Raw genomic sequence first — 22,658 nt, 5'->3', positions numbered from 1 at the left:
GGGGAGCCTGCTTGAGGAAAAAAGTTGTGATCGTCGGCGGAGGCATAACGGGATTAACAGCAATGTATAACTTACAAAAAAATATTCATGAAAAAAACTTGCCGATTGATACATTACTTATAGAAGCATCGGGTAAACTTGGCGGAAAAATTCAAACCGTTCGAAAAGATGGATTTACAATTGAACGCGGACCGGATTCTTTCTTAGCACGAAAAGAAAGTGCAGCTAGATTAGTGAAAGAATTAGGTCTTGGCGATGAACTTGTAAATAATCAAGCCGGTCAATCATTTATCCTCGTAAACAATCGGTTACATAAAATGCCGAATGGATCAATGATGGGAATTCCAACGCAAATTACGCCGTTTCTATTTTCCCGGCTGTTCTCCCCAATTGGTAAACTAAGAGCTGGTTTTGATCTATTAATGCCGAGGTCAAAGCCAGTATCTGACCAATCACTCGGACAATTTTTCAGACATCGTCTTGGAAACGAAGTGGTTGAAAACTTAATAGAACCGTTACTATCGGGTATTTATGCAGGGGATATTGATGAAATGAGCTTAATGTCAACATTCCCGCAAATGTATCAGATTGAGCAGAAACATCGCAGTATTTCACTCGGCATGCGTACGCTCGCTCCGAAAGAAGAGAAAGCTAAACCGAAAAAAGGAATCTTCCAAACAGTGAAAACAGGTTTAGAATCTATCGTAGAATCTCTCGAAGCAAAGATGCATGAAGGTACGATAATAAAGGGAACTCGCATTGAAAAAGTTGCAAAACAGGGTGATGGTTATACAATTACTCTTAGTAATGGAAAAGAAATAGAAGCGGACGCCATCGTAGTGGCAACTTCGCATAAAGTATTGCCGTCCATGTTTGCTCAGTACAAGCAGTTTCGTTTCTTCCGTAATATTCCGGCCACATCCGTTGCGAATGTGGCACTTGCTTTCCAAAAGTCAGCAATCCGGCGCGATATTAATGGTACAGGATTTGTCGTATCACGAAATAGCGATTACACGATTACAGCATGTACGTGGACGCATAAAAAATGGCCACATACAACGCCAGAAGGAAAAACACTCCTTCGCTGTTACGTTGGACGTGCTGGTGATGAAGCGGTTGTAGAACAAACTGAAGAAGAACTCGTTCAGCTCGTACTAGAAGATTTAAGAAAAACGATGGATATTACAGAGGATCCAGAATTTACAATCGTAAGCCGCTGGAAAGAAGCGATGCCTCAATATACAGTAGGCCATAATGAGCGAATGAAAAAGCTCACAACATTTATGCAGAAAGAGTTGCCTGGTATATACTTGGCAGGTAGCTCCTATGCTGGTGCTGGACTTCCAGATTGTATTAATCAAGGTGAGGAAGCTGCAAAGCGTGTATTATCCCATTTGGAGAAAGTAATAGATGCTGAATTAATCGCACAATAAACTATAAGAAACGCCTTCAATCATATTGAAGGCGTTTCGTTTGTTATATAAAATATTTATTCGCCAATAAACATATATAAGTTATTTGGCTTTATAACGGCATCTCCTGCATAAATAACCCACTCTGTTAAGTTATCAAAATCTAAATGATAACTATTTCCTTCACTCATATCTTCTATAAAATATGGTTCATTAATGAGTATTCCTTGAATGAAATCTTCCGTAATGTTTTGCATTTCAAACCACATATGTTCACTTTTTCCTTCTTCGTAGGAGACACCAAACTTAGCAAGGAAACGAAAATCTTCATTTGATTGTTCAATGTGAAAAATGTTGCTGAAATACCCGAAAGTATTTTTGGCATTGTAAGCCATACGATTGGTTTCACTATTTGTTTTATAGAACATGAGCCCTGTAGCTTCCTCGTGTTCTTTGAAAAAACTTTCAATATATTCTTCTGAAGTATTAAATTTGAATAAGAGAACGGATGGAGATTGATGGTATTCATCTCGGGCATCCATTCCGCCTAAGAAAGTATTTTGTGCATCTATTGGTTGTAGTTTCACTTCTTCATCCTCGATTGAAGATAATTGGTCCATACTCGTTTTATGCCCTATATAAGATAATCCTTTTTCCCACGGAATAGCGACTGTATGTATAGAACCTTGTTGACTATGCGCGATAACGATAGGCTCATTCATAGGGACTTGTCCATTTTCAACCGCATTATTAGCAAATGTTTGAAAGAGATCGCTAATGCCGTAGTAGGAAGAAATGCGATTTGGAATAATTAACTCTATTTCAGTTACGCCTGCTCTTAAAAGACCATGTGTATGAAACCAATATTGCGTAGGCTCATCATCTTTATCGTCTTCATAAACAGAATGAATAACGTACAAGTCAGGAATGTCAGGTAATAATTCATTTTCAACGTGATATTCAATATAGCTTCTAGATATCACTTTCATTGCTGCACTTGAATCGATTACAAATAACAAATCTGGGGCGAGATTCCATAAAAACTGTAACTGCTGGAAAAAGCAGTCCAGTACATCGCCTACAAATAGCGTACGAGTGAAAATTTCAGTGCCGAAAGCCGCATCTTCAAAATTACGATCTACGATTGTAGAATCTTGTCTATTGTACATTTTGTATTCTTCTGGGTCATTCGCCTCATCAATATGCAGTTCATACGGTATGATTGCTTCATCCATATGTAACTCAACAATAAGGCTTGTCTCATCACTATAAACAATTTTTAACTCATCAACTTTAGTAGCGATAGTCTCTAGCCGCTGTTTTAACTGCTCAATTGTAATTCTAGTTGGTATAACAGCAATCATATCTGAAAAATGACGTTCTAATGTTCCATTCATAGCTGCGCGGTATGTTTCTGTTTGCACTTCCATCCAATCACTCCTATTCAAATGAATCCATTTTACATGCCAATCAAATGTCGATATTTTCTGTTTTCTCTCTCTAACATTATAGAGTGCATTTGTAGAAGGTGTAAAATTATTATTTTGTATTATAGGTTGAAAGCTTGTAAATTAAATAAATCTTTTGTAAAATTTGTCGAAAAATAGTTCTATATAACGAATCATTTGTTATGATAGAAATGCTGAGAAAATATGAAATATGGAGAGGAAAATGGCTGTGAAGAAATTGTTAAGTGTCTTTTTATCATTCTTGCTATTGCTTTCATTTACTGGAACTTTAGCGCAAGCAGAAGAAACTGCTTCTATGTCAGTAGAAAAAGCAATTCAAGTATTTAAGCAGCAAGGGAAAACGAAGGGGATAGTGGAAGGGTACATTGTTGGATATACGCAAAGTTCTTCTAAATATACGAAGGATCCAGCTAAGTTTGATGATACAAACGTAGCAATTGCAGATTCGCCAAACGAAACGAATCCAGACAAAATCATGCCTGTTCAGTTGCCAAAAGGTGATGTGAGAACGGCAGTGAATGTAAAAGATCATCCTGAAAATATCGGGAAGAAAGTTAGTTTGACTGGGACTTTTGAATTATATTTTAGTAACCCAGGTTTAAAATCAGTAACAGCTTATAAGTTTCAAGGTGAAGGCCAAAACCGTGTTAGCGATGTAGTAGCTTCACCGAACGGTGGAGAAGTTGCTAAAGGAACAGCGGTAACATTAACGACGAATACAGAAGGGGCAACAATCTACTATACGTTAGATGGCTCTAATCCTACTAATAAAAGCGTTCGTTATAATGGACAAATTGTAGTGAATGAAAATAGTGTAGTGAAAGCAATCGCAGAAAAAGAAGGGCTTACTTCTTCAGCAATTTCGACGTTTTCGTTTATTATCGTAAATAATGAACAGGTTCGTATTCATGACATTCAAGGAAAATCACATATGTCTCCTTACAACGGGAAGAAAGTATACAATGTGGAAGGCGTTGTCACAGCGCTTGATAAAAACGGCTTTTATATAGAAGACAATCAGCTAGATAATGATCCAGCTACTTCAGAAGGTATGTACGTATACAAAAAAGATGCGAATGTAGCAGTAGGAGATCTTATTCAAGTTGATGGAGTAGTAGAAGAATATGTTGGACCAGGATATGCAGAGCGATTTGAAACAGACTTAACGACGACAGAAATTAAGGCGAGTCGCGTTGTTGTAATCGCAAAAGATCAATCTTTACCAGCACCGATTGTACTTGGGGAAAACGGTGTGAAAATCCCGGATCAGATTATTGATAATGATGCATTTGGTTTATTTGATCCAAATGAAGATGCAATCGACTTCTATGAAAGTATAGAAGGTATGCGTGTTACGATGCCAACACCAAAAATTATTGCACCTCAGAAAAACGGAAATTTATATGTAACAGTAAAAAATGGTGGAGATAAAATAGTAACACAATATGGCACACCTCTATTAGATGAAAATCAATTAAACCCAGAGCGTCTTTCTGTAAAAGTGCCTCGCGATTATGTAGCAAAAGTAGGAGATACTTTCACTGGAGATATAACAGGGGTAGTAGGATATGATTACGGTTCTTTCCGTATTTCGCCAATAACAGAATTGCCAGCTGTAGTGGATGGTGGATTTAAGCAAGTAGGGGCAAATATTCAGCCTCGTCTTGATAAGTTAACAGTTGCTACATATAACATTGAAAACTTCTCGGCGAATAAAAAAGAAACAACAGATGAAAAGGTAAAAGCGTTAGCGTATTCTATTAAATACAATTTAAAAATGCCAGATATTATCGGTGTAGAGGAAATGCAAGATAATAACGGATCAATTAATGACGGTACAACAGATGCGTCATTGAGCGCAAAACGTATCATTGATGCAGTTCTAGAAATTCGTGGACCGAAGTATGAGTATGTAGAAATTGCTCCAAACAATAATCTAGACGGAGGAGCACCAGGAGCGAATATTCGCGTCGGTTTCTTCTACAACCCATCACGCGTGAAATTAGCAGCAGTACCGAAGTTACTTGATAAAAATGTGGTTCGCATTGGAGACGAAAGTTCATTATTTGAAAGTACACGTAAACCGTTAGCGGCAGAATTTACGTTCCAAGGACAAAACGTTGTTGTCGTTGCAAATCACTTAAACTCAAAAATAGGGGATGCAACGCCATTTGGAAAAGTGCAACCGCTCGTATTAAAAAGTGAAGACAAACGAATTCAGTTAGCACAAGAAGTAAATCAATTTGTACAAGGAATTCAGAAAAAGAACACAAATGCACCAGTTGTTGTGTTAGGAGATATGAACGATTTTGAGTTTGCTAAACCACTAAAAGCACTAGAAGGAACAAACTTAAAGAATATGTTAAACACAGTGCCGAAAGAGAATCGTTACACGTACATTCACGAAGGAAATGCACAAGTGTTAGATCATATTTTAGTAACAAACAACATCGCACCGCACACAATTGTAGATCCAGTGCACTTAAACTCAAACATAATGAAAGAACATGGACGTGTAAGTGACCACGACCCAGTACTTGCTCAAATTGATTTGAAGAAAGCTTCTTAAATAGTCATGAAAGAACGCTTAGAGATATACTGAGCGTTCTTTTTCTGTAAAAATCATGTTAAAATTAATTGAAAATTCAGCTTTTTTATAATAAGGAGGTTAAAGATGCAAGCGTGGTTAAATGGAAAATTAATGAATCAGCTTGCGATTTTGTTTAGTACAATCGTCATGCTCCAATTTGTAGCGGAGGTAACAGGACTTACTCAAAATTTGGATATTACATATAACTTAATACATACAGCATCGTCCTATGTAACGTTTAGTTTGGCAGTCATTTTTACTTTAATAGGTGCAAGAAGAGCATTAAGTACATATGCAATTATTTTATTATGTTCAGTTGTAGGTATTAAAGCGATTTATTTTGCGGCGGTCGTTATTTTATGGGGATTGGCAGGTACGCCGTAAAGGGGGATGACTATATGAGTAATGATAATAAGAGCGTAATCCTCTAAGCTAACTTAGGGAATTACGCTCTTATTCATTCAATTATTTAGTCTGAAATTGCTTGAAACGATTTTCTACACCGTTCTCTTTTTTGCAATCTTCTTCTATATTTTTTTCTATCCCGCTTTACTCCTTGTATATACATGAATAAGCTAACGAGAAGGAAGAAAGCACATTGCATCGTTAAAATGTACGGTGACATGCCTTGCAATGGTTGTTTCGGATCATATAAATGAATAGGTGCTCCGCCTATTGAAGGAAATATTGTATTTAGCAGGACGTACGGAATGGAGGCAACTGCAAATGGAAAGAGAATTGCCATATAGTCCTTTTGTGACCATACAGATGCAGCAAGTCCTAAAAGGGCCATTAAACCTGCAAATAAAAAATTAATTCCGATATATACAGTAATGTAAGTGAGAGGTGCATCGAAATATAGGTTTGCAAACATTCCGTCATCATTTATGATGCCTGAACCTGCCGTAGGTTCTCCGTCTGGAATAGTTAATTTGCAAAATAATAACGATAAGATGAATGGAAATGTATAAAGAAATCCTCCGCAAAAAAACGTAACGATATATTTTATTACTGAATAAGGAAATAAAGAAATCCCCTTACTGACAAACGGTTTAAAACCATCTGACTTATCCGAATTGTAACTTGTACTAAAGGGAAAACTCGCAATAACTGGCATTAATAATAAATAAACATCCATTTCATTGTCGCGAAATCCGATCCATTTTATATCTGTTGAAATAGGCCCACTCGCAGCGTCTCCTAAATAACGAATGACATAGTAATAGTGATAAATACAAATAAGAACGAATCCACTAAACATAATAATTAAAGAAATACGACTACAAAAAGCTTGCTTTATATTTAAACGAAGCGCACGCATCATGACTGAAAAAGCCTCCACTATTTTGATAAACTTGTCTATTTTCTATATTACTATTAAATGTAAAGATTTTCTTGTTTTTTTATTTGATTATTTGAAAAAAGGGAAATTTGTTGTTGTTAAGTAAGGTTTAACTGAAACTTTATTTTCTAAAATATGGTTGACAATTAAGTATTACATTTGTAATCTTAATTGTAGATTACAAATGTAATATGAAGGAGTGAAATGTTTATGACAAATCAATTACCTAAAATATCTGAAGCTGAATTAGAAATTATGAAAGTACTTTGGTCTAACTCTCCACAAACAGCGAATGAAATTATAGAAGAACTAGAAGATGCAATGGATTGGAAACCGAAAACAATCCGTACATTAATTAATCGGTTAGTACAAAAGGAAGCTGTTTCTTACCATCAAGATAAAGGGCGCATGTATGCTTATTATCCGTTAGTATCACAAGATAATTATTTGCAAGTTGAAACAAAATCTTTGCTAAAGCGTTTTTGCGGCGCAGCGTTTAAGCCATTACTTGTTAATTTCTTAAAAGAGGAAAAATTGTCTTCAGAAGATATTAATGAACTGAAACGCATTTTAGATGAGAAGACAGAGGAGAACAAGTGGAAGGATAGATAACAATGATAGACACGCTTATAAATGTATACCTTCCTCATTTTTTTGATTGGCTTATAGAAACGTCACTTATGGCTAGCATATTAGTTGGATTTATTTTATGTATAAAAGTACTATTTAGAAATAAATTAACGCCCCGATGGCAATATATGCTGTGGATCGTACTAATGATAAGACTCCTTTTACCTTGGTCACCAGATAGCTCTTATAGCATTTATTCATTACTTTCTTATAATTCTAGTGTGTCGGAAGTTATTCAAAAAAATACATCTTCACCTGAGAATACAGTGAACAACGAGATGAAACATACAGTGGAATTAGAATCAAATTCTGAAACTGTGACAAAAAATCGTGAACCTGAAGTAAACGCGAGTTCGGAACAACAGACTACATTGTCTTTATACAAAATTGCTCTATATGTTTGGCTAGCTGGGGTAATCGTATTAGCAGTCATAACGTTTATTACAAATAGACGTTTATATTCTTACATAAAGAAACAACCGGATATTACGGATGAACAGGTCGCTACAGTGTTTAATCGCTGTAAGCAGTCTATGAAAATGAAGAAGACAGTTTCATTACGTTTAGCAGGAAAGATTGCGAGCCCAACTGTTTTTAGTTTCTTTCGTCCGAAAGTATTACTATCAAAAAAACATATGAAAGTATTAAATGAGCAACAATTACAATATGTCTTTTACCATGAGTTAGCTCATATTAAAAGAAGCGATGTAGCTGTAAATTGGATTATGTACAGTTTAATCCTATTAAATTGGTTCAATCCAATTCTTTGGTACGCCTATTTTTGTATGCGAGAAGATCAAGAATTAGCCTGTGATGCATATGCGCTTACGTTTATAGATAAAGAGGAGCAAATTGCATACGGCCATACAATTATTACCCTTTTAGAACATTATTCCTATCAAGTACCAAGCCTAGCAAGTTTAAGTAGAAATAAACGAACACTAAAAAGGAGAATCGTTATGATTAAAAAGTTCCAAAAGAAATCGTATCGTCTGTCTTTACTTGGGGTTATTGCTATAGCAGCTATAGCAGGCGGTTTTTTATTAAATGCAAGGATAACTGAGGGGGATGAAAGACAGAAAGAAAAGGTTGTAGAAAAAAAGCAATCTAAAACGGCTTTTGAAGAAGCAATAGAAACAGTATTAGGTACACCGGAGAATGCAAGTAGAGAATGGGGGATGTCAATAAAGTCATATAAAATGAATACAGATTTTTTGTATTTGGCAGAAAAGAATTTTACGAAAGAAGAATTTGAGCAGTATGTTCAATTATTTAAGGAAGCGCAAGAAATTCATAAGAAAGCAATGGTTAAGAAAAATGTGCCTGAGAATTATGATGGAGATACAAAGCAATATAAACCTGAACGCTTGAAGAAAGCTGATCAAGAAAGACTAGCTACTATTGAGAAGACATTAAAACCGCTTGAAGATAAGCTGGAGAAGTCTTTAACATATACTATGGAAGAAGCAAAAGAACATGTACCGTATCAAATTAAGGAGCCAACTTATATACCTGAAGGTTATGAATTAAAGAGAGAATGGGCTGACTCATATTTTGGAAGAGATGTAGAATTAGTTATTAAATCAGAATATACAAAAGGGAAATATGGTTTTACAATTTACCAGTCAAGGATGTATATGGATGGTAATGGTAATAAGGATCCACTACACTATATGATGCCTGGAGAAGAGAATCTAGAAAGTTATAGTTTAGACGGGAAAGGAATGGTCTATAATAAATCTTCTCATGGAGAGGGTAAGTTAAAAGGGCTCAAAATGTTTGTACCAGCACAAGGTAAGAATAGTGAGTATCAAATTGTCATAGTGAATGATATTTTTACAAGAGATACAAAGATATACGAAGAGATAATCGATGATGAGCTAACTAAGAAAGAGATGGAGAAGATTTTACTTTCTATGTCAAAATAATAGGCAGTGTTCTTAAACTTTTGATTTTAAGAACACTGTCTATTTTATTAAATTTCTAGTGGAATCTAGCCAACAATTATTATGAATATATTCTAGCTTTCCATACATGTATACTTTTTGATACACTATGGACAGTATGATATAACTTGACTGGGATTTTTTTATACTGGAAATAATAAAAAAGAGAACTTGTATACAATGTAAGCGTGTGGTAATATCAAAGATGTACTGATTGACTATATTATCCAATTGGTCATTTTTGGAGGTGATGATGTGGCGATAGATCGAAAACGTTCTATTATTGAAGCTGCAACAAAGTCTTTTTCAGCATTCGGTTATAAAGCAACAACGATGGATCAAGTAGCGAAATTAGCGAATGTAGGAAAAGGAACGATTTATACTTTTTTCAAAAATAAAGAAGAGCTATTTGGTGAAATTATTTCTAATTTAATTACAGAGATGAAGCAAGTTGCAGAAAACGCAATTCGTTCAGATGTTTCATTTTTTGAAAATGTACATAGAGCATTATATAGCATATTAGAATTCAGAAAAGAACATCAGCTCATGATTAAGTTAATTCAAGAAGAGCGTGATATGGGAACGAAAGAAGTACAAGAAGTGATGCAACAAGTAGATGTGGAAATCGTTTCTGTCATTCAATCGTATTTAAAGATTGCGATTGAAAAAGGTGAAATTAGCAAATGTGATCCAGAAATTACAGCATTTATTATGCTTCGCTTATACGTATCGCTTATTTTTGATTGGGAAAAAAATCATGAACCGCTAGAAAAAGAAAAAATAGCAGAATTATTCGAACTTTATTTATTAAAAGGATTGTCAAATTAAGATAATCCTTTTATTATTATAAAATATGACCATATGAACAAAGTGGTCATATATTTAATTTAAGGAGGGAAAATAGAAATATTAGTTTCGTATTGAATAAAAGTTGCATAGTATACATTCGGGGATAAGGCATATGTATGAAAAGGTATAGCCTTTTTATTTGGGTAAAAATGACCAAATGAACAATTCGGTCATTTGAAAAAAGGGGGAGAAATGATGAAATGGAATCAGTTGCTTCGTAAAGAGTTTACTGAAATTATAAAAAGCAAAAAAATATTAATTCCAATTATCGCGGTATTATTCGTACCAATTTTATATGCAGGTATGTTTTTATGGGCCTTTTGGGATCCGTATAAACAGTTAGATGATTTGCCAGTGGCGGTAGTCAATTTAGATAAAGGTGCAGTATTTGATGGGAAACCAATTGAGGTCGGAAAAGGGCTCGTTGACAACTTAAAAGATAATACAAGTTTTAAATGGGAATTTGTAAGTGAAAAAGAAGCGAAAAAAGGAATGGAAGGTAGAAAGTATTACATGTTAGTACGCATTCCAGATGACTTTTCAAGTAACGCTACAACGTTATTAAAAGATAATCCAAAACCATTAAACTTAGAATATATTCCAAACGAAAGCTTAAACTTCTTATCTTCACAAATTGGCGGAACAGCAATTGAAAAAATTAAAGGTGAAGTATCAAGTACGTTAACGAAAACATATGCAGAGAAAATGTTTGATTCTATTCAAGACGTCTCAAAAGGATTAGCAGATGGGGCGGAAGGAGCAAATAAACTACACGACGGATCACATGAGCTGCATGATGGTTCAAGTAAAGTGACGGATGGCCTTCATACACTTCAAGGGAAGTCTGGAGAGATGAAAGATGGAGTTCAGAAATTAGCGGATGGATCTAATAAATTAGTAGATGGCTCCGGCAAAGTAACAAACGGTTTAAATACGTTAAATAGCAAAACAGGCGAAGTGCAGATAGGTATCGGGAAATTAGTAGACGGGTCAGGAAAAGTAACAGATGGTTTACATGTATTAAATAGCAATACTGGTATCGGAAAATTAGTAGATGGATCAGGAAAAGTAACAGATGGTTTACATGCACTAAATAGCAAAGCAGGTGTAGGAAAATTAGTAGATGGATCAGGAAAAGTAACAGATGGTTTACATGTATTAAATAGCAATACTGGTATCGGAAAATTAGTAGATGGATCAGGAAAAGTAACAGATGGTTTACATGCACTAAATAGCAAAGCAGGTGTAGGAAAATTAGTAGATGGATCAGGAAAAGTAACGGACGGTTTAAATACGTTAAATAGCAAAACGGGTGAAATGCAAAAAGGAATTGGCGAATTACGTGATGGATCTGAGAAAGTGACCGGTGGCTTGAACAAATTAGTAAGTAAATCTGGTGAATTTAAAACAGGAACAACGGATCTATCAAATGGTATGGAACAACTGGTTGGGGGACAAAGCCAATTAGAGGAAGCTTCTCAAAAAATTGAAAAAGGTTTGCAAGATTTAAATAGTAAAGTGAAAAGTTCTGCTGCAGCTTTAGAGGAAATGCAGTCGAAAGGCCCTTCTATATTGAATACAGTAAATGAGAAAATAGATGGTGCTGGGGCGAATGTAAATCAGTTAAATGAACTTACGCAATCAACAGCAGGAGATGCAAAAAATGCAGCGCAAGATGTAGTGAATTTACAAAAGCAAATTGAGAGTTTACCGAAAGAATATCAAGAACAGTTACAACCATTCATAACAAGTGCTGTAAAAAGTACAGCGACAGTTCAGCAAAAAGCTGCCGGAGTAGCAGGTGGAACAAATAAATTAAATGAAGAAGTAAAACAATTAAAAGGCGAAATAGATCAAAGAACAAGTGATGCACAAAACAAACTACCGAATACAGCAGGATTACAAACTTTAACGAGTGGTATTGATGAATTAGCTAGTGCACAAAAGGGGTTTGTTGAAAAGTTCCAAGGATTTGGAAGGAATTTAAATGTAGCAAAAGAAGGCGCAAATAAATTTGAAAACGAATCCGGCCAATTTATTGATGGAATAAATCAATTAGCAGATGGATCAGGTCAAGTAACAGGCGGTTTAGGTACATTATCTGAAAGCGTAAATCAAATGGCAGGTGGAATAAATCAATTAGCAGATGGCTCAAGCCAAGTAACAGGTGGCTTAGATACATTATCAGTAGGAGTATCCAAATTAACAGATGGCTCAAGCCAAGTAACAGGTGGTTTAGATACATTATCAGTAGGAGTATCCAAATTAGCAGATGGCTCAAGCCAAGTAACAGGTGGTTTAGGTACATTATCAGTAGGAGTAACGAAATTAGCGGATGGCTCAAGCCGAGTAACAGGTGGTTTAGGTACATTATCAGTAGGAGTAACGAAATTAGCGGATGGCTCAAGCCAAGTAACAGGCGGTTTAGGCACAGTATCTGTAGGAGCAAATCAAATGTCGGGTGGAGTAAATCAATTAGCAGATGGCTCAAGTCAAGTAACAACGGGCTTAGGTACTCTAAATGGTGGCCTAAATAAAATGTCCACTGGCTCAACCCAGCTAATCGACGGAGTAAATAAACTAGCAGACGGATCTGGAAAAGTAACAGATGGTCTTGTAAAAGTAAACGATGGTTCAGGTGAACTTGCTGAGAAACTTGGCGAAGGGGCAGAGAAAACTGGTGAAGTAAAAGGAACGGATAAAACGTATGATATGTTTGCAAGTCCTGTAAAAGTGAAGACGGAGAAAATGGCGGAAGTTCCTAACTACGGAACTGGATTTACACCGTATTTCTTATCACTCGGTTTATTTGTTGGAGCATTATTATTATCAATCGTATATCCATTACGTGATACAGTTGGTGTTCCTAAATCAGGATTTAGTTGGTTTATTAGTAAGTTCGGCGTACTACTATCAGTTGGTATTATTCAAGCTATTGTGGCAGATATTATATTACTATTCGGATTAGGTGTAGAAGTACAAAGTATTCCGTATTTCATACTCTTTAGCATCGTTACAAGTTTAGCGTTTATCGCATTAATTCAATGTTTAGTAACAGCATTTGGTGATGCAGGGCGTTTCATCGCCATCATCACATTAATTATTCAGCTTACAACGAGTGCTGGAACATTCCCACTAGAATTGATTCCGAAGTTTTTACAACCATTTAATGCTTGGTTACCGATGACATACTCTGTATCTGGGTTGAAGGCAGTCGTATCAAGCGGAGACTTTAACTTCATGTGGCAAAACATAGGAATACTCATGATTTTCATCGTTACATTATCACTTGGAACAATTGCCTCCTTAACTTGGATGCACAAACGACAATTTAGAAATATTGCGGAAAATCAATCGATTGAAGCATAGAAAAAAGCACCTTTTTGGTGCTTTTTTATTTTAATGTAGGGCATCTTTTCTGGAGTTCGGATATAAATTTTTCAGGATCTTTCGGTGAGATTTTTACACTTCCTAAAGCTCCTGATGTATAAAAGATTTCATAACAATCTTTTGAAGAGAGAATACGATACCCAATTAAAATATTATCTGTTTTAGAGATCTTCGTTATATGACCGTACGGAATCTTACTCCGAAATGGACCACCTTTCACGAATAAGTAATCTTCATAGAATCTATATGTAATTGAAAAGGAGCACCATAATAGGAAGCCAGAAGATAGAAAGAAAATAGATAGGAGAATGTATGCATCTGTTGTAGTAGCTTCATCATCAAATATGAGAGGAAGTATTGTTACAATGCCAGTGGTGAAAATAGCAAAACTGATGATAGATAAGAAGAATGTATCCATTTTAGAGTGAAATGTCATTTGTACCCCCCCTTTCCCTTAATTTTACCATATTTCATATGTAGGGCTAAATAAAAGGACAGGAATTGCAACCATTTGAACAGAAGTATATTACATAGGAGCTGATATGATGAAAGGAAATCTTACTTACTATTTTATCCTAAATCCGCTAATCATCTTTCTTGTTTACGCCCTTTCACCTATCTTGTTTCATAAAGAAAAATATATAAATATGAAAGATGCATTAGGAATACTTGCAGTTTACTATGTGCTAATTAGCGGATATTACCTTATGGATGTTATAAGTAAAAGAATGAAGAAAAATAGTAAAGACAAACGATAAATTTTATTGCATAAAAACCGATGGAGGACAACAAAATGACTGAAAGTGAAATGAAATTTCGTGATACAACCATTCGTAACTTTTTCGATAAAGAGGACCGCCTAAAATCGATTCCAGGTCAAAAGAAGAAAAAACTAGTATTGTTGGAGCACTTAATTAGCAAATTAAATGCTGAAAATCAATATACGGAAAAAGAAATTAATACATTCATAAAACAATATCACGATGATTTTTGTACGATTAGACGTGAGTTTATTGTACACGGGTTTATGGAGCGAGAGGATAATATGTACCATATAAATGGGAGAGAAGTTTGGACGAAGTGGGAGGAGTTAAAATAATGAATTAGAGGGGAATCCTCACGTTATCTATCCTTCTTTGTAGTTTTTAGAAAAAGGTATGAGGTGATTCAGTGATACGATTAGCAAAAGAGATTGATGCAGAATCCATTATGAATATTAGAAAAGAAATTATATTATCGGAAACTACTACAAAGTTTTTTATAGTATCTCTAAATAATGTACCAAATGATATTAATGCAGAAAGAGAAAAGATACGGAAAAGTAATGAGAAAGGTAATCTTTACATAGTTTATGAAGTGGATAAAAAAGTGGTTGGCTTTTTAATTTTCAATCGATATGAATTAGACCGCTTACGACATGTAGGCACAATGGGAATGGGAATTAAAGAGGCGTACTGTAATCAAGGCATTGGTACAGAACTAATTGAATTTCTTATTAGTTGGGCTAGAGGGCAGAAAGGTTTGGAGAAAATTTGCTTAGGCGTAGTTTCTATTAATGATAGGGCGATTAGAGTATACAAACGTATGGGGTTTGTAGAAGAAGGAAGACAAAGAAAGCAAATAAAGTATGAAGATGGATCATATGGAGATGATGTATTAATGGGTTTTTACATTGAATGAAATAAAGGAGTTTTCTATTGATAGAAAGTGGGATTCTATGAGTAATTGTATAGTCGGTGCATATTGTAGTGAAAAGACTGCCGATATTGGCAGTCTCTTTTTAGTGGAGGTGCTTAGCGAACCTTAAGTTCCAGTCGCTCTTTCTGGCGAAGGTGATGTGCAAAATGCATAGAAATAAGCTGGAACCATTCTGCTGCATGTAAGTAACCAAGCCCAGGGTGTTCGACTTTACAATCACTAGGGATAGAAGAAAGTGTTGGCTCAATGTCTTTAACAATTGTAATTAATTCTAGAAGCTGTTTCTGTACGTCTCCTTTATTAGCTGGGTTTTCAGGCGTATATCCAGGATGATCTGGTAATTTGATTTTTATGTCTGGGAAAGCTCCCATCATATATACCTTTTCCCCCATATCTGTTTTCTTGTTAGCTACAGAAGGCACTTCAGTTCTGCATTTCACGATTGCATCTAACTGCATGCGTGTAGCTGAAATTAAGTGATTATACATTTGACCGAGGGACCATTCCTCATTAGAAGGCTTCATCCTAAATTGTTCTATAGAGTACTTTTCTAATTCCTCTATGTAGTACGTTGCTAACTCTTCAAATTTCTTCAAATCACTAACTCCTTTTTATGAAAATGTATTTGTTACTACCTACTATAAAGAGGTAATGCTGACAACATTATGTCAGTAGTGAAATGCAACAATTAAAGTTTTAACATTTTCTTTGCTTCATCACGGATTTTCTCAGATAGAACGTTTGGTTCAAGTACTTGCACTTGGCTTCCCCAGCTTAATACCCATTGAAATACTTCGTCTATGTTTCTTGATTTCAAAAAGATGTGAAAACCATTGTCTCTATGCTCGTATGACTCTATAAAGAAGTATCGTGATTCAATAATTTTATGTGCAATATGGGCTGGGAATAATAAATGAATCATCACAGTACGGTTGCTTTCAGGCTGATATTCTTGCAAAGAAAAGTCTTCGGGTTTTGTAAAGAATTCTTGTTCTCGCTGTAATTCCTCCATTCGATCTAAGCGGAAATTACGTATTTGTTTTCGAAGTAAACAATGGGAAACGACGTACCAAATTCCTGAAATATTGACTAAGCCGTAAGGGTGAACGGTCCGTTTTATTTTTGTAGTTTCTCTTGGTTTACGATAAGAAAAAGAGATAGCCTGTTCTTTTTGGATAGATTCTTGCAATAGGAGAAGTTGATTTTCTAGCTTTTCTTGTTCAGATTGCTGATGCGAAAATATAGGAGAAAGGAAACGGAAAGTTCCTCGTAACTCTTCCACTTTCTTTTGTTGATCAGTAGGGAGGACAACCTCAAGTTTCTCTTTTGCTGATTGTGCGTGTACAGAAAAAGAAGAAGTGAAAGTTTTCTCGATATAATCACCGCCTAGTAAAAGAGTAACAGCCTCTTCAGGTGTAAGCTGAAGAGGTGGTAAGAAGTAACCATCCATTAATGAATAACCGTGGCCAGGCATTGAAAAAATAGGAACACCCGATTCATTAAGTGCATCCATATCTCGATAAATAGTTCTTATACTTGTTTCGAATTTTTCAGCTAAGCTTTGTGCTGTAACAGTTTGTCTTCTTTGTAATTCAATTAATATAGCTAACAAACGATCTGTCCGATTCATGAAATATCACCTTCTATTTTTATAAATATATCTACTGTAAACTTCTAAAAGCAGTATAAATTCCCCTCCCATTAACAGACTTTTCCCTATGTATAATATTAATATAGTAAAATCATAACAACCCATATTGCAGTTTCCAATAATATACTATATAATCAATTTAAGAAAACGTTTTCATGCAAAGGGGGAGAATTTCGTGTCGACTATAGAGGACGTGGCGAAATTAGCGGGGTTATCAAGGACAACGGTTTCTAGGGTGATTAATAATCATCCATATGTTTCAGATGAGAAGAAAAAAAGGGTTCAATTAGCAATGAAGCATTTAGGCTTTGTTCCTAATTCTGCGGCGAGAAGGCTTCGTAAACAAAAAACGGAAACAATTGCGGTGCTAGTTCCAAGGATTACAAATCCTTTTTTCAGTAGATTTATTGAAGCAATCGAGATTGCAGCTTCTGAACATAAATATAAACTGATTATTTGTCAAACAAGATATTTACCTGAAAAAGAGATGGAGTATTTACAATTATTATCTACGAAACAAGTAGATGGGATTATTCTATGTTCACTAGAAAATCCGTGGGAAGATGTAGAGCCATACTTACAGCACGGTCCAATCGTGTTATGTAATGAATATATTGAGGAAGCAAATGTTCCAACAGTGAAGTTTGATCATGCGCAAGGAGCATACATAGCTGCTAAGCATGTGTTAGAACAAGGATATCGTAATCTTATTTTTTGCCGTGGTAACGAAACCAAATTAGTTAGCCAGCAGCGAAAAATGGGCTTTTTACGTGCCATAACTGAGAAGAGCCGCCAAGTAGAAGCGATAGATTTTCTTGAAAACGCTTTCTCTTGGGATGATGGAAAGAGAATATTCCATGAAGTATTAAAGGACAAAAAAAATCCTACCGCGATTTTGGCAGGAGGCGACGAGGTTGCAGCTGGAATTATCTCAGAGGCGAAGCACCATAACTGGAGCATTCCAGATGATCTCGCTGTTATCGGTTTTGATAATCAAATATTATCACAGATTACAGAGCCAGGTATTACGACAATTGAACAGCCAATCGATGAGATGGCCCGAAAAGTTGTCGACCTGATGATGGATAAAATCCATACGAAAAATTATCGACAAAAAGAATTGTATGAGTTTGAACTGGAGCTCTTGGTGAAAGGTTCAACGATGAAGAAGGATACGATGTTATTAGCCTAGTAGACTATGTCTGCTAGGTTTTTTTATGTTCATAAACTACTATTCTTCGTGAACGCAGTCATCACATTTGTTATGGTATGCTTCGTGCTGCTCATCAATTTCTTTCCCACAGTGCGCACAAGTTTTCGTCGGTAAATTTCTGAAAAACTCCATTGGTTGATCGATCATGTCAATCCCTCCATTTCCATTTCTTACTATCATTGTATTAGTACAAAAAACAAAAGTCAACAACTGTTTTATAACAAAATTGAAAATTAATGAAAAAGTTTAGGAAATGGATTATAGTTAACAATGTAGAATGTAAGTGAAACATGCATTCCTACTCGGTTTTAGAAAGGATGGATACATATGAAAATGACTGTTGTCGGCTTTTGGGGCGGATTTCCAGAAGCGGGAGAAGCAACGTCGGGGTATTTTTTTGAACACGATGGTTTTCGTTTACTTGTAGACTGTGGTAGTGGTGTACTAGCACAGCTTCAAAAATATATAACACCATCTCATATAGATGCAGTTGTACTGTCACACTATCATCACGATCATGTTGCGGACATTGGGGTATTGCAATATGCGAGATTAATTACGAGTGCAACAACAAGGCAACTACCGGAATTACCAATATACGGTCATACGTTTGACGAGAATGGATTCCATTCTTTAACACATGAACCACATACGAAAGGAATCGCGTACAATCCAGAAGAAACACTTCAAGTTGGACCGTTCTCGATTTCGTTCTTAAAAACTGTTCATCCTGTTACATGCTTTGCGATGCGTATTACAGCTGGAGATGGTGCTGTAGTATACAGCGCTGATTCAAGTTATATTCCTGAATTCATTCCATTCACGAAAGATGCTGATCTTTTCATTTGTGAGTGTAATATGTATGCACATCAAGAGGCTGCAAAAGCAGGGCATATGAATAGTACAGAAGTAGCAAGTATTGCAAAAGATGCGAATGTAAAAGAACTTTTATTAACGCACTTACCGCATACAGGAAACCCATCTAATTTAGTAACAGAAGCAAAACAAATTTTCAGTGGCCATATTACGCTAGCGCATAGTGGCTACGTATGGAACTCATGAGGTGATACGATGTTATTTATTGATAATAAAGGAATTACAGATCCTAGAATAAACTTAGCGATTGAAGAATATTGTGTGAAAAATTTAGATATTAACGAAACATATTTACTGTTCTACATTAACGAACCTTCGATTATCATTGGTAAAAACCAAAACACAGTAGAAGAAATTAATGCAGATTACGTAAAAGAAAAAGGTATTCATGTCGTTCGTCGTCTATCAGGCGGAGGCGCGGTATATCATGATTTAGGAAACTTAAACTTCAGCTTTATCACGAAAGATGATGGAGATAGTTTCAGCAACTTCAAAAAATTCACAGAGCCTGTAACGAAAGCGCTTGGTAAATTAGGTGTAAATGCAGAACTAAGTGGTCGTAACGACATTTTAGCTGAAGGAAGAAAAATTTCAGGTAACGCGCAGTTCTCAACGAAAGGTCGTATGTTCAGTCACGGTACGTTACTATTTGACTCTGAAATCGATCACGTCGTATCAGCACTGAAAGTAAAAATGGATAAGATCCAATCAAAAGGAATTAAATCAATCCGTAGCCGCGTTGCGAATATTACAGAGTTCCTAAACGAAGAAATGACGACAGAAGAGTTTAGACAACTTCTTCTAGAAACAATTTTCGAAGGAGAAACAGAAATCCCAACGTATGAATTAACAGAAGAGGATTGGAAAGAAATCCATAAACTTTCTGAAGAGCGCTACCGCAATTGGGACTGGAACTACGGAAAGTCACCGAAGTTCAACTTACAACATTCACACCGCTTCCCAGTTGGACAAGTTGACGTTCGTCTTGAAGTGAAAAAAGGAACAGTAACAGAATGCAAAATTTACGGTGACTTCTTCGGTTCACTAGATGTGCATGATATCGAAGAGCGTCTAACAGGCGTTCAATTCGATAAAGATGCATTCACTGTAGCTTTAGAAGGCGTAGATATCGTACGCTACTTCGGTAATATTACAACAGAAGATTTCTTACATTTATTCTTCTAAAAATGAGGAAGGCTGCCGTAACGGTAGCCTCTTTTTTTGCGTAGATTGTCGCGTTTTTTCGGTAAGTCGACATATTCGAAAAATCGCGGATATAATTTCATTCACCATAAAATCATAGGACATTTGCCCCTTATAAAGGAATATATATATTCAAAAGGAGGCGAATCGAAATGAAAAGGGTAATGTACGTTGTATTATTGCTCAGCTTCGTTATCGGAATGACAGCGTGTAACAGTGGATCGCCCTCAAGTCGTACAATTTTGTCTATCGGAAAACCAGCGGAGGATAATGTTATATATTTTACGCATACAGATAACAAACGAAAGATACATGATATACAAGACATGTTTCAAAATAAGAAGTGGAAAAGAAATGAAACATTCAGCACTGTTAATAAAACACCAGATGTTGTCTTATCAATAGATGAAGACAATACAGGGTTACCGACATTATATGTTACGGTGTATTTTCATGCAGATGGAGCGGACGCGATCAACTTGTTTAGAGAGCATACGACGTTAAATAAAGAGGAACTTAATAAACTTAGAGAAAAGATGAATGCATATTATCCTAAAATGATTTTTGGTCTAGTGTTATAAATTACTTGTAAATAAAATCCCCTTATTTTTCCAAAGTAAACTAAGAGAAGGTGATCTGTCTATATGCAGTTAATAGAATATCACTTGCTACTTTAATTTTCTTTTAATATAATTAATTTAGAATTTTTAAATATTCTAAATTTTATAAAGGTGGGGTTTTTGTGAATCTCGTTCAATCTTTGGCTGAAACGGCAAAAAAGAAGGGGGATAAACCGGCTTATATATTTATGGATCAGTCGGTCTCATATGACCAATTAAACAAAATGGTCACAAGGTTTTCTAGCAATTTAGCAGAAATGGGCATTGGAAAAGGGGACAATGTCGCATTAGTTGTTGGGAACTCACCACATTTTTTGGTCGGTTTATACGGAACAATGAAAGCGGGAGCAACTGTTATTCCAGTTAATCCAATTTATACAGCAGACGAAATGCATTACATTTTACAAAATGGAGATGTAAAAACAATCATCGTACTCGACGTCCTTCTACCTGTTATACAATCTCTTACAACAAGACTTCCTTCATTAGAAAACATCATCATATGTGAAACCTCATCAGATTTTAACCATACAGAAACCGAAAAAATGAAAACGTTTACTAGTTTTGTGGGGACTGGAGATACAACTTACGAAGGTCCTGAACTAGATGAAGAAGATGTAGCGGTTATTCTATACACTTCGGGCACAACTGGAAAACCGAAAGGCGCTATGTTAACACATAAAAATTTATATAGTAATGCGAACGATGTGGCGTCGTATTTACAATATACGGCTGATGACCGCGTTGTTGCGGCACTGCCTATGTTCCATGTATTCTGTTTAACAGTTGCGGTAAATGCACCGATTGTGAACGGGGCAACGATTTTAATGTTACCGAAATTTAGTCCGAAAGAAGTATTCCGTATTTGTCGCACGTACGAACCAACGATCTTTGCTGGCGTACCGACGATGTACAATTATTTATATTTATTTGAAGAAGCAAGTGCAGAAGATGTGAAGACGCTTCGCCTTTGTATTTCCGGTGGTGCATCGATGCCTGTTGCTCTTCTGCAAAACTTTGAAAAACGTTTTAACGTTATTGTTTCAGAAGGATACGGTTTATCAGAAGCATCACCAGTTACTTGTTTCAATCCGCTAGATCGTCCTCGTAAACCAGGGTCGATTGGCACAAATATTTGGCATGTAGAAAATAAAATTGTAAATGAACTTGGGGAAGAAGTACCTGTCGGCGCAGTCGGCGAATTAATCGTTCGCGGACCTAACGTTATGAAAGGATACTATAATGCACCAGAAGATACAGCTGCGACATTGAAAGACGGCTGGCTATATACAGGTGACTTGGCGAAAATGGATGAAGAAGGTTACTTCTATATCGTTGATCGTAAAAAAGATATCGTCTTAGTTGGCGGTTATAACGTATATCCTCGTGAAGTAGAAGAAGTATTATATACGCACCAATCAGTAGCGGAAGTTGTTGTAATCGGTGTTCCTGATGAAAACTTAGGAGAAGCTGTGCGAGCGTACGTCGTTTTGAAGCAAGCAAACGTAACAGAAGAAGAACTAATGCATTACTGTACGTTACATTTAGCGAAATATAAAGTACCGAAAAGCATTGAGTTTTTAATAGAATTACCGAAGAATACGACGGGTAAATTGTTAAGAAGAGCATTGAGAGAGAAAGCGATGCAAGTGTAATGAAGAAAAGGTCTCCTAAAATATATTTTAGGAGACCTTTTCTTTGTTTATCGTAATAACTTTTTCTCATTTGAAATGTAGTAGGAAGTTCGTATATATAATAGCAGAGCGTGT

21 protein-coding genes are annotated in these 22,658 nt (G+C 35.8%); 15 read left to right on the top strand and 6 right to left on the bottom strand.

All coding sequences use genetic code 11. The features are described from left to right. Positions 1-11 precede the first annotated feature (11 nt). Entirely contained in the window at positions 12-1,433 is a 1,422-nt protein-coding gene (gene hemY, locus ACYFX0_RS08690) for a protoporphyrinogen oxidase (RefSeq protein WP_001228108.1), read from the top strand. A gap of 56 nt (positions 1,434-1,489) precedes the next feature. Here the strand turns inward: hemY and ACYFX0_RS08685 are convergent, their stop codons facing one another. After that, a complete protein-coding gene (locus ACYFX0_RS08685; protein WP_000453731.1) occupies positions 1,490-2,842 on the bottom strand; it encodes a DUF4026 domain-containing protein in 1,353 nt (450 codons plus the stop codon). A 241-nt stretch (positions 2,843-3,083) separates the two neighbouring features. Between ACYFX0_RS08685 and ACYFX0_RS08680 the strand changes: the two genes are divergently transcribed. Together ACYFX0_RS08680 and ACYFX0_RS08675 are read left to right on the top strand one after the other, a co-directional pair. Continuing rightward, positions 3,084-5,450, top strand: a complete 2,367-nt coding sequence (locus ACYFX0_RS08680) for a DUF6359 domain-containing protein (protein ID WP_460270262.1) — start codon at positions 3,084-3,086, stop codon at positions 5,448-5,450. A 105-nt stretch (positions 5,451-5,555) separates the two neighbouring features. Then, complete coding sequence (locus ACYFX0_RS08675; protein WP_098130001.1) at positions 5,556-5,855, top strand: hypothetical protein; 300 nt, start codon at positions 5,556-5,558, stop codon at positions 5,853-5,855. Positions 5,856-5,940: 85 nt separating this feature from the next. Here the strand turns inward: ACYFX0_RS08675 and ACYFX0_RS08670 are convergent, their stop codons facing one another. Next, on the bottom strand, positions 5,941-6,795 hold the full coding sequence (locus ACYFX0_RS08670) for a hypothetical protein (protein ID WP_106103666.1): 855 nt from the start codon (positions 6,793-6,795) through the stop codon (positions 5,941-5,943). Between the two features lie 228 nt (positions 6,796-7,023). On the opposite strand from ACYFX0_RS08670, the gene ACYFX0_RS08665 reads away from it, so the two are divergent. From ACYFX0_RS08665 to ACYFX0_RS08650, 4 genes are all read left to right on the top strand, one after another. Further along, the gene (locus ACYFX0_RS08665; RefSeq protein WP_106103665.1) at positions 7,024-7,425 is read left to right on the top strand and encodes a BlaI/MecI/CopY family transcriptional regulator; all 402 of its coding nucleotides are present in this window, start codon (positions 7,024-7,026) and stop codon (positions 7,423-7,425) included. Between the two features lie 2 nt (positions 7,426-7,427). Further along, positions 7,428-9,371: a M56 family metallopeptidase gene (locus ACYFX0_RS08660; protein ID WP_460270259.1), complete on the top strand. Its 1,944-nt coding sequence runs from the start codon at positions 7,428-7,430 to the stop codon at positions 9,369-9,371. Positions 9,372-9,644: 273 nt separating this feature from the next. Beyond that, positions 9,645-10,217, top strand: coding sequence for a TetR/AcrR family transcriptional regulator (locus tag ACYFX0_RS08655; RefSeq protein WP_000963378.1), 573 nt, complete (start codon positions 9,645-9,647; stop codon positions 10,215-10,217). Positions 10,218-10,433: 216 nt separating this feature from the next. Beyond that, a complete protein-coding gene (locus ACYFX0_RS08650) occupies positions 10,434-13,607 on the top strand; it encodes a YhgE/Pip family protein (RefSeq protein ID WP_460270258.1) in 3,174 nt (1,057 codons plus the stop codon). Positions 13,608-13,632: 25 nt separating this feature from the next. Here the strand turns inward: ACYFX0_RS08650 and ACYFX0_RS08645 are convergent, their stop codons facing one another. Then, entirely contained in the window at positions 13,633-14,064 is a 432-nt protein-coding gene (locus ACYFX0_RS08645; protein ID WP_106103663.1) for a PH domain-containing protein, read from the bottom strand. A gap of 106 nt (positions 14,065-14,170) precedes the next feature. Between ACYFX0_RS08645 and ACYFX0_RS08640 the strand changes: the two genes are divergently transcribed. From ACYFX0_RS08640 to ACYFX0_RS08630, 3 genes are all read left to right on the top strand, one after another. Then, positions 14,171-14,386: a hypothetical protein gene (locus ACYFX0_RS08640; RefSeq protein WP_106103662.1), complete on the top strand. Its 216-nt coding sequence runs from the start codon at positions 14,171-14,173 to the stop codon at positions 14,384-14,386. Positions 14,387-14,421: 35 nt separating this feature from the next. Next, positions 14,422-14,727, top strand: coding sequence for a DUF2087 domain-containing protein (locus ACYFX0_RS08635; protein WP_142313048.1), 306 nt, complete (start codon positions 14,422-14,424; stop codon positions 14,725-14,727). A gap of 71 nt (positions 14,728-14,798) precedes the next feature. Next, positions 14,799-15,308, top strand: coding sequence for a GNAT family N-acetyltransferase (locus ACYFX0_RS08630; RefSeq protein WP_460270255.1), 510 nt, complete (start codon positions 14,799-14,801; stop codon positions 15,306-15,308). A gap of 113 nt (positions 15,309-15,421) precedes the next feature. Here ACYFX0_RS08630 and ACYFX0_RS08625 read toward each other — a convergent pair whose 3' ends face one another. Both ACYFX0_RS08625 and ACYFX0_RS08620 read right to left on the bottom strand, forming a co-directional pair. Then, on the bottom strand, positions 15,422-15,922 hold the full coding sequence (locus ACYFX0_RS08625; RefSeq protein WP_106103660.1) for a DinB family protein: 501 nt from the start codon (positions 15,920-15,922) through the stop codon (positions 15,422-15,424). 92 nt (positions 15,923-16,014) lie between these two features. After that, positions 16,015-16,956 carry a helix-turn-helix transcriptional regulator gene (locus ACYFX0_RS08620; protein WP_106103659.1) on the bottom strand — a complete coding sequence of 314 codons (942 nt, stop codon included), beginning with the start codon at positions 16,954-16,956 and terminating at the stop codon, positions 16,015-16,017. A gap of 196 nt (positions 16,957-17,152) precedes the next feature. Between ACYFX0_RS08620 and ACYFX0_RS08615 the strand changes: the two genes are divergently transcribed. Continuing rightward, positions 17,153-18,169, top strand: coding sequence for a LacI family DNA-binding transcriptional regulator (locus tag ACYFX0_RS08615; RefSeq protein ID WP_106103658.1), 1,017 nt, complete (start codon positions 17,153-17,155; stop codon positions 18,167-18,169). Positions 18,170-18,208: 39 nt separating this feature from the next. On the opposite strand, the gene yhfH is transcribed toward ACYFX0_RS08615, so the two are convergent. Continuing rightward, complete coding sequence (gene yhfH / locus ACYFX0_RS08610) at positions 18,209-18,337, bottom strand: protein YhfH (RefSeq protein WP_000567010.1); 129 nt, start codon at positions 18,335-18,337, stop codon at positions 18,209-18,211. Between the two features lie 180 nt (positions 18,338-18,517). Here yhfH and ACYFX0_RS08605 point away from each other — a divergent pair, with 180 nt between their 5' ends. The 4 genes from ACYFX0_RS08605 (at position 18,518) to ACYFX0_RS08590 (ending at position 22,544) form a co-directional block, all read left to right on the top strand. After that, positions 18,518-19,252, top strand: coding sequence for an MBL fold metallo-hydrolase (locus ACYFX0_RS08605; RefSeq protein WP_106081489.1), 735 nt, complete (start codon positions 18,518-18,520; stop codon positions 19,250-19,252). A gap of 9 nt (positions 19,253-19,261) precedes the next feature. Next, positions 19,262-20,251 carry a lipoate--protein ligase gene (locus tag ACYFX0_RS08600; protein WP_106081488.1) on the top strand — a complete coding sequence of 330 codons (990 nt, stop codon included), beginning with the start codon at positions 19,262-19,264 and terminating at the stop codon, positions 20,249-20,251. A 170-nt stretch (positions 20,252-20,421) separates the two neighbouring features. After that, positions 20,422-20,850, top strand: a complete 429-nt coding sequence (locus ACYFX0_RS08595) for a hypothetical protein (protein WP_106081487.1) — start codon at positions 20,422-20,424, stop codon at positions 20,848-20,850. A gap of 161 nt (positions 20,851-21,011) precedes the next feature. Next, positions 21,012-22,544 carry a fatty acid--CoA ligase family protein gene (locus tag ACYFX0_RS08590; protein ID WP_001055176.1) on the top strand — a complete coding sequence of 511 codons (1,533 nt, stop codon included), beginning with the start codon at positions 21,012-21,014 and terminating at the stop codon, positions 22,542-22,544. Positions 22,545-22,658 lie beyond the last annotated feature (114 nt).

It is taken from the genome of Bacillus sp. NEAU-Y102 (genome assembly GCF_054788175.1).
Note: the sequence above shows the minus strand (reverse complement) of the source record. Positions and strands in the feature narration are given on the sequence as shown.

Coding starts and splice junctions, on each gene's coding strand:
- yhfH (WP_000567010.1), bottom strand. CDS start 18,337: ATGATCGATCAACCAATGGAGTTTTTCAGAAATTTACCGACGAAAACT.
- ACYFX0_RS08640 (WP_106103662.1), top strand. CDS start 14,171: ATGATGAAAGGAAATCTTACTTACTATTTTATCCTAAATCCGCTAATC.
- ACYFX0_RS08670 (WP_106103666.1), bottom strand. CDS start 6,795: ATGATGCGTGCGCTTCGTTTAAATATAAAGCAAGCTTTTTGTAGTCGT.
- ACYFX0_RS08595 (WP_106081487.1), top strand. CDS start 20,422: ATGAAAAGGGTAATGTACGTTGTATTATTGCTCAGCTTCGTTATCGGA.
- ACYFX0_RS08650 (WP_460270258.1), top strand. CDS start 10,434: ATGAAATGGAATCAGTTGCTTCGTAAAGAGTTTACTGAAATTATAAAA.
- ACYFX0_RS08620 (WP_106103659.1), bottom strand. CDS start 16,956: ATGAATCGGACAGATCGTTTGTTAGCTATATTAATTGAATTACAAAGA.
- ACYFX0_RS08635 (WP_142313048.1), top strand. CDS start 14,422: ATGACTGAAAGTGAAATGAAATTTCGTGATACAACCATTCGTAACTTT.
- ACYFX0_RS08605 (WP_106081489.1), top strand. CDS start 18,518: ATGAAAATGACTGTTGTCGGCTTTTGGGGCGGATTTCCAGAAGCGGGA.
- ACYFX0_RS08660 (WP_460270259.1), top strand. CDS start 7,428: ATGATAGACACGCTTATAAATGTATACCTTCCTCATTTTTTTGATTGG.
- ACYFX0_RS08680 (WP_460270262.1), top strand. CDS start 3,084: ATGGCTGTGAAGAAATTGTTAAGTGTCTTTTTATCATTCTTGCTATTG.
- ACYFX0_RS08645 (WP_106103663.1), bottom strand. CDS start 14,064: ATGACATTTCACTCTAAAATGGATACATTCTTCTTATCTATCATCAGT.
- ACYFX0_RS08675 (WP_098130001.1), top strand. CDS start 5,556: ATGCAAGCGTGGTTAAATGGAAAATTAATGAATCAGCTTGCGATTTTG.
- ACYFX0_RS08665 (WP_106103665.1), top strand. CDS start 7,024: ATGACAAATCAATTACCTAAAATATCTGAAGCTGAATTAGAAATTATG.
- ACYFX0_RS08600 (WP_106081488.1), top strand. CDS start 19,262: ATGTTATTTATTGATAATAAAGGAATTACAGATCCTAGAATAAACTTA.
- ACYFX0_RS08685 (WP_000453731.1), bottom strand. CDS start 2,842: ATGGAAGTGCAAACAGAAACATACCGCGCAGCTATGAATGGAACATTA.